Raw genomic sequence first — 10,921 nt, 5'->3', positions numbered from 1 at the left:
CTGCGACGGGTCAGCTGGGCTTGGGGGCACCCGGCCGGGCGTAGCGCACCCAGGTGATCACCACGCACATCACCGCGAAGGCGATGCCGATCGCGTAGAAGGCCCGCGGGCCGATGTAGACCAGGCCGATGCCGAAGAAGAACGGCCCGAACGCCGCGATCGCCGCCGTCCACCCGATCACGCCGCCGGCCTGGCGCCGCTCGAAGATCATCGGCATCTGCTTGAAGGTCGAGGCGTTGCCGATCCCGGCGAACAGGAAGATCGCCAGCATGCCCCACAGGAACCGGTCGAAGCCGCTCTCCAGCGACGAGGCCGAGGAGGTGTCGGGCACCAGCGCGGTCATCGTGAAAGTGATCGAGGCGATCAGCCCGAGGCCGGAAACCAGCGTCCAGCGCGCACCGCCGTACCGGTCGGTGAGCGGGGCGAAGACCACCCGGGCGGCCGCGCCGACGAGCGGGCCGAGGAAGACGTACTTCAGCGGGTCGGGGACCGCGTAGCCGCTGATCAGCACCTGGGCGGTCTCACCGGCGCCCTTGACGATGTCGGCGTTGCCTGCGCCGTACAGGTTCTTCATCAGCAGGCCGAACTGTGCCGACAGCCCGGAGAACGTGCCGAAGGTCATGATGTAGAGCAGCGTCATCAGCCAGGTGTCGGTGTTGGAGAAGATGTCGAACTGCTGCCTGATGTTCGCCTTGACCGGCACCGACTTCAGCATCGTCCACGCCATCGCCGCCCCGATCAGCATGAGCGGGATCCAGACGAACGCCGCGTTCTGGTAGTAGACCTCCTTGTCGGGCTTGCCCGCGGTGGTCATGGTCTGGCTGTCACCGAACACCGCCAGCCACGACAGGCCGATCAGGATCGGGGTCAGCAGCTGGACGAGTGAGACACCGAAGTTGCCCAGGCCGGCCTGCAGCCCGAGCGCGGTGCCCTGCTTGCTGCGGGGGAAGAAGTACGAGGTGCTCGGCATGAACCCGGAGAACGCGCCACCGCCGATGCCGGCGAGGAAGGCCAGCACCATCAGCTCCCAGTACGGCGCCGTGGGGGACTGGACCCGGACACCCCAGCCGAGCGTGGAGAAGATCAGCAGCAGCGTCGTCAGCGACACCAGCTTCCGGGTGCCGAGGATCGGCGGCAGGACCATCCAGACCAGACGGAAGAGCCCCGCGGAAAGGCCCGGCATCGCGGCCATCCAGTAGAGCTGGTTGTCGGAGAAGGTGTAGCCCAACGCGTTGAGCTTGGGGATGATCGCGCTGGGCAGGAACCAGGCGACGAACGCCAGGAGCAGGCAGAACGTCGTGACCCACAGCGTCTTCCACGCCAGGCCCTTGTCCCAGGTGGCCTCGTTCTCGGGGTCCCAGGCCTCGAGCCACTCGCTCTTGGTTGCGGTTGTCATCGGTGCGCGCCTCCTCAGGCGTCGGTGGTGACCGAGGCAGGCTCGGCCCGTTCGGGGTGGGGGCTCTCGATGTGACGGGCCAGGTCGGGGGACTCCTTGTGCAGCATGTGCACGACCGTCGCGTGCATCCACACCGCGCACACCACGGTCAGCAGGAACAGCACGAAGAAGGTGCTGGACGGGAAGCCCGACCATGCCTTGGTGTAGGCGAACAGCGGCGGCAGGAAGAACCCGCCGAGCGCGCCGAGCATGCCGACCAGGCCGCCCACCGAGCCCACGTTGTCGGGGAAGTACTCCGGGATGTGCTTGAACACCGCCGCCTTGCCGATGCCCATCGCGCAACCCAGCAGGAAGACGAGGAGCGTGAAGGGCACCAGCCCGATCGTGTAGGGCAGGTGCTCGCTCTGCGTCCCGTCGGCGTTGTCGATCACGAGGTGTCCGTTGGGCATCATCAAGATCCCGGTGAGGACCAGCATGGAGCCGAACGTCCAGTACATCACACGCCGGGCCCCGAAGTGGTCGGACAGGCTGCCGCCCACCGGCCGGAGCAGCGAGGCGGGGAAGATGTAGAGCGCGGTGAGGTACGCCGCGGTCTGCAGGCTGACGTCGAAGTTGTCCATGTAGTACGTCGGGAGCCAGGCGGCGAGGGCCACGTAGGCGCCGAACACGGCCACGTAGTAGAGACTGAACCGCCACACCCGCAGGTGCCGCAGCGGGGCCAGCTGCTCGCGCAGCGGCTGCCCACGGCCGGGCATCCGGTCGTGGCTGGGGGCGATGAACCAGGTCAGCGCCGCCATGACCACCAGCAGCACGGCGTACACCACGGGAACCAGCCGCCAGCCGCCTTCGATGCCGAAGGCGTACGTCGCGCCGGCGGTGCCCGCGATGATCGGCGGGCCGATGAACTTGGTGACCGAGGCGCCGACGTTGCCTGCGCCGAAGACCCCGAGGGCGAAGCCCTGGTGCTCGCGCGGCTGCCACGCGGAGTTCCAGGCGATGCCGGAGCTGAAGGAGTTGCCGGCGAAGCCGACGAAGAAGGCGAGCACCAGCAGCATCACGTAGGAGTCGGCCTTGGAGACCAGGAACGCCGGAATCGCCGAGGAGGCGAGCAGGTAGGTCATCACCTTCCGGCCGCCGATCCGGTCGGTGATCATGCCCGCCGGCAGCCGCCACAGAGCGCCGTTGAGCACGGCCGCGGCGATGATCCAGGACAGCTGGACCTCGCTGAGGTCGAACTCCTTGCTGATCGGCTTGCCGAGGATGCCGAACATCAGCCACACCGCGAACAGCAGCGTGAAGCCGATCGTCGACAGCGTGAGCACGCGGGTCCGGCCCGGTGCCGCGGCCTCGTCCTGGGGGGTCATCCGCCCGCCCTTCTCTCATAAAGAGGAACGTGCTTCCACTAAACAGCCGGACGCTACCACCACCCAAATCCCTGACGCCACCGGGGTTCTGGTCGCCATGCCGTGGGGTTCACCACAGTTGACAGGGCGGGTCGCGGCGTACCATGGTGAGCCTTCAGGGTTATATAGAGGATGGATGACCTTTCAATGAAACCGCGGTCCGGGCGCTGGTCGCCGACCTCCCCGGCCGGCGGCGTGACGGCGCTGCTGGACTCCCCCGTGCGCCGGGAGATCGTCGACCTCCTCGCGAACCTGCCGACCGAGCGGGACGGCAGCGGGCGGCTCCCGGGGCTCACCGCGGCCGAGCTGGCCGACCGCCTCGACCTGCACGTCACCACCGTGCGCTTCCACCTCGACCAGCTGGTCGCCGGGCAGCTCCTGGAGAGCGAGTTCCGCGCCGGTCGGGTGGGGCGGCCGCGCAAGGTCTACCGGTTCATGCCCGGCTCGATGGCGCGGACCACCGAGACCGAGGCCTACCGGGCGCTCGCCGAGCTGCTCGCCGAGGCGTGGGAGGGCGACGAGAACGGCGTCCCGCTGACCCCCGAGCAGGCCGGCTGGCGCTGGGCGGCCGGGCACGCCGAGGTCGGCCCCGGCGACCAGGAGCCGGCCCACAGCGTCGGATCCTGGCTCGGCAAGGTCGGCCGCACCGTCGACCTGCTCGCCCGCTGGGGCTACGTCCCCGAGCTGCGCACCACCGACGGCGGCCACACCGCGGAGCTCACCCTGGTCGACTGCCCCTTCCTCGCGCTGGCCGAGACCAAGCCCGAGGTCGTCTGCGGGGTGCACCGCGGGCTGCTGCGCGGGGCGATGGACGCGGTGGGCGAGACCGAGACCGAGGTGACGCTGCGCCCCTTCGTCGCGCCGGGCCGCTGTCTGGCCACGATCACGACCACGGCGGACTTCGGCGTACCCCCGGCCGTGGGGGCCGGGTCGACGGCCACGCGACGAGCCAGCAGTATGGATCCAAGCACCGGTTCCACCGATGAGGAGGAGATCAGGCGTGACTGAGCAGGATGTGAAGGCCGCAGGGCAGACTCCCGTGCTCGAGGGCCCGGTCTCCAGCGCCCTGATCGGCGCCCGGAGGTTCTTCACCAAGGCGGCGGTGTCGGAGGACAAGCGCGCCCTCTTCAAGCAGGGTGGCCGGCAGGGTGACGTGTTCTACCGGGACCGGTGGAGCCACGACAAGGTGGTGCGGTCCACGCACGGGGTGAACTGCACCGGCTCGTGCTCGTGGAAGGTCTACGTCAAGGACGGGATCATCACCTGGGAGGCCCAGCAGACCGACTACCCCTCCGCCGGCGCCGACCGGCCCGAGTACGAGCCGCGCGGCTGCCCGCGCGGCGCGGCGTTCTCCTGGTACACCTACTCGCCGACCCGCATCCGCTACCCCTACGTCCGCGGCGTGCTGCTGGAGATGTACCGCGAGGCACTGGCCGAGTACGGCGACCCCGTGGTCGCCTGGGGCGCGATCGTGCAGGACCCCGAGAGGGCCCGGCGCTACAAGACCGCCCGCGGCAAGGGCGGACTGGTCCGCGCGACCTGGGACGAGGTGGCCGAGATCATCGCGGCCGCCCACGTCTACACGGTCAAGCGGTGGGGGCCGGACCGGATCGCCGGCTTCTCCCCGATCCCGGCGATGTCGCCGGTGTCCTACGCCTCCGGAGCCCGGTTCCTCGAGCTCATCGGCGCGCCGATGCTGTCCTTCTACGACTGGTACGCCGACCTGCCCAACGCCTCCCCGCAGATGTTCGGCGACCAGACCGACGTGCCGGAGTCCGGCGACTGGTGGGACGCGGGCTACCTGGTCATGTGGGGCTCCAACGTCCCGATGACCCGCACCCCCGACGCGCACTGGATGACCGAGGCGCGCTACCGGGGCCAGAAGGTCGTCGCGGTCGCCCCCGACTACGCCGAGAACGTCAAGTTCGCCGACGAGTGGGTCACCGCCGCCCCCGGCACCGACGGGGCGCTCGCGATGGCGATGGGCCACGTCGTGCTCAAGGAGTACTTCGTCGACCGGCAGGTTCCGTTCTTCACCGACTACAACAAGCGGTTCACCGACCTGCCCTTCCTGATCTGCCTGGAGGAGGCCGAGGGTGGCGCGTACCGCCCCGGCAAGTACCTCGTCGCCGGCGACGTCGACCACCCCGAGGGCGGGACCGAGAACACCATGTGGAAGCCCGCGGTGATGGATGCCGCGACGGGACGGGTGCGCATCCCCGGCGGCTCGATCGGCCACCGCTTCGGCGAGGAGGGCCTGGGCCGGTGGAACCTCGAGCTCGGCGACATCGACCCCGCCCTGTCGCTGCGCGACGTGCCCGGCGGCGCGGCCGAGTCGGCCGAGGTGCTGCTCCCGCGCTTCGACGGTGCGGCCGGCACCGTGGCCTTCGAGCGGCGCGGCGTGCCGGTGAGGCGCGTCGGCGACCGGCTGGTGACCACCGTGCTGGACCTGATGCTGGCCCACTACGGCGTCGCCCGGGCGGGGCTGCCCGGACGCTGGCCCACCGGGTACGACGACCCGTCCGCGCCCGCCACCCCGGCCTGGCAGGAGGAGCACACCTCGGTGCCCGCGAGCCAGGTGGTCCGGCTGGCCCGGGAGTGGGCGCAGAACGCCATCGACACCAACGGGCGCGGGATGATCCTGCTCGGAGCCGGCACCAACCACTGGTTCCACTCCGACCAGCTCTACCGCGCGATCCTGGTGCTGACCAGCATCACCGGCTGCCAGGGCCGCAACGGCGGCGGCTGGGCGCACTACGTCGGCCAGGAGAAGATCCGGCCGATCATGGGCTTCCAGCACATGGCCTTCGCGCTCGACTGGCACCGGCCGCCGCGGCACATGAACCAGACGGCGTACTGGTACGTCAACACCTCGCAGTACCGCTACGACACCTTCAGCGCCGACGACCTCGACGCGGGCACCGGGGTGTTCGCCGGCCGGAGCGTGATGGACCTGCTCGCCCAGTCGGTGCGGCTGGGGTGGACCCCGAGCTACCCGACGTTCGACCGCAGCAGCCTGACGCTCGCCGACGACGCGGCGGCCGCGGGCATGGAGCCGGCGGCGTACGTCGTCCAGCAGCTCAAGCAGGGAACGCTGCGCTTCGCGGTGGAGGACCCCGAGCACGAGGACAACCACCCGCGGGTGCTGAGCCTGTGGCGCTCCAACCTGCTCGGCTCCTCGGCCAAGGGCAACGAGTACTTCCTGCGCCACCTGCTCGGCACGGACAGCGCTGCCACCGCGAAGGAGGCGGCCGAGCACCAGCGCCCGCGCGACATCGTCTGGGCCGAGCGCGCGGCGGAGGGCAAGCTCGACCTGCTCACCACGATCGACTTCCGGATGACCAGCTCGACGATCCTCTCCGACGTCGTGCTGCCCGCCGCGACGTGGTACGAGAAGCACGACCTCAACACCACCGACATGCACCCGTTCATCCACTCCTTCAACCCGGCGATCAACCCACCGTGGCAGACCCGGACCGACTGGGAGGCCTGGAAGACGATCGCCCGGCGCTTCTCCGAGCTCGCCGTCGACCACCTCGGCACCCGCAAGGACGTCGTGGCCAAGCCGCTGTGGCACGACACCCCCGAGGCGATGGCGACCGTGCACGGCGTGATCCGTGACTGGAGGACGGGGGAGGTCGAGCCGGTCCCCGGCAAGACCCTGCCGGTGCTCGCGGTCGCCGAGCGCGACTACCCCGCGGTCTACGAGAAGATGACCTCGATCGGCCCGCTGATGGAGACCGTCGGCATGCTGACCAAGGGCGTGGCCTACGACGTCAAGCGCGAGATGGACATCCTGCGCCAGCGCAACGGCGTGGCCCACGGCGGGGCCGGCGACGGCCAGCCCACGCTCGAGACCGACGTGCAGATGGCCGACGCGATCCTGCACCTGGCCGGGGTGTCCAACGGGCACCTGGCCACGCAGGGCTTCCACTTCCTGGAGAAGCGCACCGGCACGCAGCTGGCCGACCTGGCGGCCGAGCACGAGGGCAAGCAGATCACCTTCGCCGACACCCAGGCCCAGCCGGTGCCGGTGATCACCTCCCCGGAGTGGTCGGGCTCGGAGAGCGGGGGACGTCGCTACAGCCCGTTCACCATCAACATCGAGCGCAGCAAGCCGTTCCACACCCTCACCGGGCGCCAGCAGTTCTACCTCGACCACGACTGGCTGCTGGGGATGGGCGAGGCGCTGCCGGTCTACCGGCCGCCGCTCGACATGGGCGCGCTGTTCGGCGAGCCGGCCATCGGCGAGACGGCCGGGGCCCCCGGTGGGCTGAGCGTCGCGGTGCGCTACCTCACGCCGCACAACAAGTGGTCGATCCACTCCGAGTACCAGGACAACCTGTTCATGCTGTCGCTGTCGCGCGGCGGGCAGTCCATCTGGATCTCCGACGTGGACGCGGCCAAGATCGGGGTGAAGGACAACGACTGGATCGAGGCGGTCAACCGCAACGGCGTCGTGGCCGCCCGGGCGATCGTCAGCCACCGGATGCCCGAGGGCACGGTCTACATGCACCACGCCCAGGACCGGCTGATCGACGTACCCCTCACCGAGCGGGACCGCAAGCGCGGAGGCATCCACAACAGCCTCACCCGGATCCTGCTCAAGCCCAGCCACCTCATCGGCGGCTACGCGCAGCTGGCCTACTTCTTCAACTACATCGGGCCGACGGGCAACAACCGCGACGAGGTGACCACGATCCGCAAGCGGACGGCGAAGGTGGAGTACTGACATGCGCGTCATGGCCCAGATGGCGATGGTGATGAACCTCGACAAGTGCATCGGGTGCCACACCTGCTCGGTGACCTGCAAGCAGGCGTGGACCAACCGCGCCGGCACGGAGTACGTCTGGTTCAACAACGTCGAGACCCGGCCCGGCCTGGGGTACCCGCGCACCTACGAGAACCAGGAGGAGTGGCAGGGCGGCTGGGTGCGCAAGTCCAACGGCCGGCTGGCGCTCAAGGCGGGCGGACGCTGGAAGAAGCTCCTCACCATCTTCTCCAACCCCAAGCTGCCCTCGATCCAGGACTACTACGAGCCCTGGACCTACGACTACGAGACGCTCACCAGCTCGCCGGCCACCGACACCTTCCCGGTGGCCCGGCCCAAGTCGCTGATCAGCGGCAAGGACATGAACGTCGAGTGGTCGGCCAACTGGGACGACGACCTGGGCGGGTCGCCCGAGCACGCCGCCCGCGACGTCCTCCTCAAGGGCATCGAGGACAAGGTGAAGATGGAGTTCGAGAAGACCTTCATGTTCTACCTGCCGCGCATCTGCGAGCACTGCCTCAACCCCTCGTGCGCGGCGTCGTGCCCGAGCGGCGCGATCTACAAGCGCGCCGAGGACGGCATCGTGCTGGTGGACCAGGACCGCTGCCGGGGCTGGCGGATGTGCGTGTCGGGCTGCCCCTACAAGAAGGTCTACTTCAACCACAAGACCGGCAAGGCGGAGAAGTGCACCTTCTGCTACCCGCGGGTCGAGGTCGGGCTGCCCACGGTCTGCTCGGAGACCTGCGTGGGCCGGCTGCGCTACATCGGGCTGGTGCTCTACGACGCCGACCGGGTGCTCGAGGCGGCCTCCACGGCCGACGACGCCGACCTCTACGAGGCCCAGCGGTCGATCCTCCTGGACCCGAACGACCCCGCCGTGGAGGCCGCCGCGGAGCGTGACGGCATCCCCGGAGACTGGATCGCCGCCGCGAAGCGGTCCCCGGTCCACGCGCTGATCAACACCTACCGGGTGGCGCTGCCCCTGCACCCGGAGTACCGCACGATGCCGATGGTCTGGTACATCCCCCCGCTCTCCCCGGTGGTCGACGTGGTCCGCGACACCGGCCACGACGCCGAGGACCGCGGGAACCTCTTCGCCGCCATCGACGCCCTGCGGATCCCGGTGGAGTACCTCGCGAAGCTGTTCACCGCAGGGGAGACGGCCCCGGTGGACGCGGTGCTGCGCAAGCTCGCGGCGATGCGCTCCTACATGCGCGACGTGAACCTCGGCCGCGAGACCGACGCCTCCATCCCCGCCGCCGTCGGCATGACCGAGGAGGAGATGTACGGCATGTTCCGGCTGCTGGCGCTGGCCAAGTACGGCGAGCGCTACGTCGTCCCCGCCGCCCACGCCGAGCAGGCGCACGCGCTGGAGGAGCTCGCGACCGAGTGCCCCGTCAGCGAGTACGGCGGCGGCCAGCGCGAGCTGTTCGGGGAGGGCTCGGGGTCGCTCACCCCCGTGGCGGCCGAGAACTTCCGGATGCTGCAGGAGCGCCAGACCGCCGACCAGCTGGCCGGCAGCTCGAAGGAGGCCCGGGTGAACCTGCTCAACTGGGACGGCAAGGGCGTGCCCGAGGGCATGTTCCCGCCGAAGGAGGGGGAGTGAGATGCCCCGCTGGCTGAGGAGCGAGCTGGAGCGGGCGGCGCGGGTCCACCCGCTGGGCATGCGGGACCGGCGCACGGTGTGGGCGGCCTGCTCGACCCTGCTGGACTACCCGACCGAGGAGCTGCTCGGGAACCTCGACGCGCTCGACGGCGTGCTCGGCACGCTGCCCGCGACGTACTCCGAGCCGCTGGGGCGGCTGGTCGGCCACCTGCGCTCGGACGAGCTGCGCGCGCTCCAGGAGGAGTACGTCGCCACCTTCGACCACACCCGGCGCTGCGCGCTGTACCTGACGTACTTCGGCTACGGCGACACGCGGCGGCGCGGGGTGGCGCTGGTGCAGTTCAAGCAGGCCTACCGCAAGGCCGGGGTCGAGTTCGACCCGGAGCAGGACGGCGACGAGCTGCCCGACCACCTGTGCGCGGTGCTGCAGTTCGGCGCGACGGTCGACGCCGAGGCGGCGTGGCGGCTGCTGCTGGACCACCGCGCCGGTGTCGAGATGCTGCGCCTGGCGCTGGCCGAGGCCGACTCCCCCTGGCACGACGCCCTGGTGGCCCTGTGCGCGACCCTGCCGGCGCTGCGCGGCGACGAGGCCGAGGCCGTGCAGCGGCTGATCGCCCAGGGGCCACCGGCCGAGGAGGTCGGCCTCCAGCCCTACCTGATCGACCCCCAGATCCCCGTAGGAGCGCCGCGATGAACAACTTCTTGTGGGTGATCGTGCCCTACCTGTGCCTGGCGACCTTCGTGGTCGGCCACTTCTGGCGCTACCGCTACGACAAGTTCGGGTGGACCACCCGGTCCTCGCAGCTCTACGAGGACCGGCTGCTGCGGCTCGGCTCGCCGCTGTTCCACTTCGGCATGCTCGGCGTGGTCGGCGGGCACATCATCGGCCTGGTGATCCCGAAGACGTGGACCGACACGGTCGGCATCAGCGAGTCGGCGTACCACCTGGTCGCGGTCGTGGGCGGTCTGGTCGCCGGTTTCATGGCCGTGGCCGGCCTGGCCATGCTGATCTACCGCCGACGCACCGTCGGGCCGGTCTTCTCCGCGACCACCCGCATGGACAAGGCGATGTACGTCGTCCTCGGCGGGGTGATCCTGCTGGGCATCTGGAACACCGTGATGAGCAGCTGGCTGCACGCCACCGGGCACTACGACTACCGCGAGGGCGTCTCGCTGTGGTTCCGCGGCATCTTCACCTTCAACCCCGACCCCGCGCTGATGGCAGACGCGCCGCTGGGCTTCCAGCTGCACGCCCTGCTCGCCTGCCTGCTCTTCGCGCTGTGGCCGTTCACCCGGCTGGTGCACGTGTTCTCCGCGCCGCTGGGCTACGTCGCCCGGCCCTACATCGTCTACCGCTCACGGGACGTGCAGCTGGGCAACCGGGGCACCCGGCGCGGCTGGGAGCGGGTCGGCTGAGGACGGTCTAGACCGGCCTCGCGGACCTCCCGAGGACGGCGAGGACGGGGACGTACGGTGTGGGTGTGGCGGAGGTGGTGGATCGTGCGGCGCGCTTCGAGGCGCTCGCCCTCGAGGTGACCGACCCGCTGCGCCGCTACCTCGCCCGGCGTACCGACCCGGCGACCGCCGACGACGTCCTGGCCGACTCGCTGCTGGTGCTGTGGCGCAGGCTCGACGACGTCCCGCGGGACGCGTCCCTGCCGTGGGCGTACGCCGTGGCGCGCGGCTGCCTGGCCAACGCCGAGCGGGGCCGGCGCCGCCAGCAGCAGGTGGCCGCCCGGCTGGCG

General features: G+C 70.2%; 8 protein-coding genes. 6 read left to right on the top strand and 2 right to left on the bottom strand.

All coding sequences use genetic code 11. From position 1 onward, the window contains the following. Nucleotides 1-10: 10 nt before the first annotated feature. Both PLP61_RS09555 and PLP61_RS09550 read right to left on the bottom strand, forming a co-directional pair. Nucleotides 11-1,396 carry an MFS transporter gene (locus PLP61_RS09555; protein WP_324502428.1) on the bottom strand — a complete coding sequence of 462 codons (1,386 nt, stop codon included), beginning with the start codon at nt 1,394-1,396 and terminating at the stop codon, nt 11-13. A gap of 14 nt (nt 1,397-1,410) precedes the next feature. Further along, nucleotides 1,411-2,760 (bottom strand): MFS transporter, encoded by a 1,350-nt coding sequence (locus PLP61_RS09550; protein ID WP_324502427.1) that lies wholly within the window; start codon nt 2,758-2,760, stop codon nt 1,411-1,413. Between the two features lie 171 nt (nt 2,761-2,931). On the opposite strand from PLP61_RS09550, the gene PLP61_RS09545 reads away from it, so the two are divergent. The 6 genes from PLP61_RS09545 to PLP61_RS09520 all read left to right on the top strand — a co-directional run. Beyond that, complete coding sequence (locus PLP61_RS09545) at nt 2,932-3,807, top strand: helix-turn-helix transcriptional regulator (protein ID WP_324502426.1); 876 nt, start codon at nt 2,932-2,934, stop codon at nt 3,805-3,807. Further along, nucleotides 3,800-7,531 carry a nitrate reductase subunit alpha gene (locus PLP61_RS09540; protein WP_502889007.1) on the top strand — a complete coding sequence of 1,244 codons (3,732 nt, stop codon included), beginning with the start codon at nt 3,800-3,802 and terminating at the stop codon, nt 7,529-7,531. The genes PLP61_RS09545 and PLP61_RS09540 overlap by 8 nt, the downstream gene beginning before the upstream one ends. Nucleotide 7,532: 1 nt before the next feature. Then, nucleotides 7,533-9,176, top strand: a complete 1,644-nt coding sequence (gene narH / locus PLP61_RS09535) for a nitrate reductase subunit beta (RefSeq protein WP_324502424.1) — start codon at nt 7,533-7,535, stop codon at nt 9,174-9,176. Nucleotide 9,177: 1 nt separating this feature from the next. Next, complete coding sequence (gene narJ, locus PLP61_RS09530) at nt 9,178-9,870, top strand: nitrate reductase molybdenum cofactor assembly chaperone (RefSeq protein WP_324502422.1); 693 nt, start codon at nt 9,178-9,180, stop codon at nt 9,868-9,870. Then, nucleotides 9,867-10,592, top strand: a complete 726-nt coding sequence (narI, locus tag PLP61_RS09525; RefSeq protein WP_324502421.1) for a respiratory nitrate reductase subunit gamma — start codon at nt 9,867-9,869, stop codon at nt 10,590-10,592. The genes narJ and narI overlap by 4 nt, the downstream gene beginning before the upstream one ends. Nucleotides 10,593-10,657: 65 nt before the next feature. Then, nucleotides 10,658-10,921 (top strand): RNA polymerase sigma factor (locus tag PLP61_RS09520; RefSeq protein ID WP_502889006.1); only part of this gene is annotated, 264 nt, incomplete at its 3' end.

Source organism: Nocardioides sp., from assembly GCF_035429765.1.
Lineage (GTDB): Bacteria > Actinomycetota > Actinomycetes > Propionibacteriales > Nocardioidaceae > Nocardioides.
The sequence above is the reverse complement of the archived record's forward strand: the minus strand, read 5'-3'. Positions and strand labels throughout refer to the sequence as shown.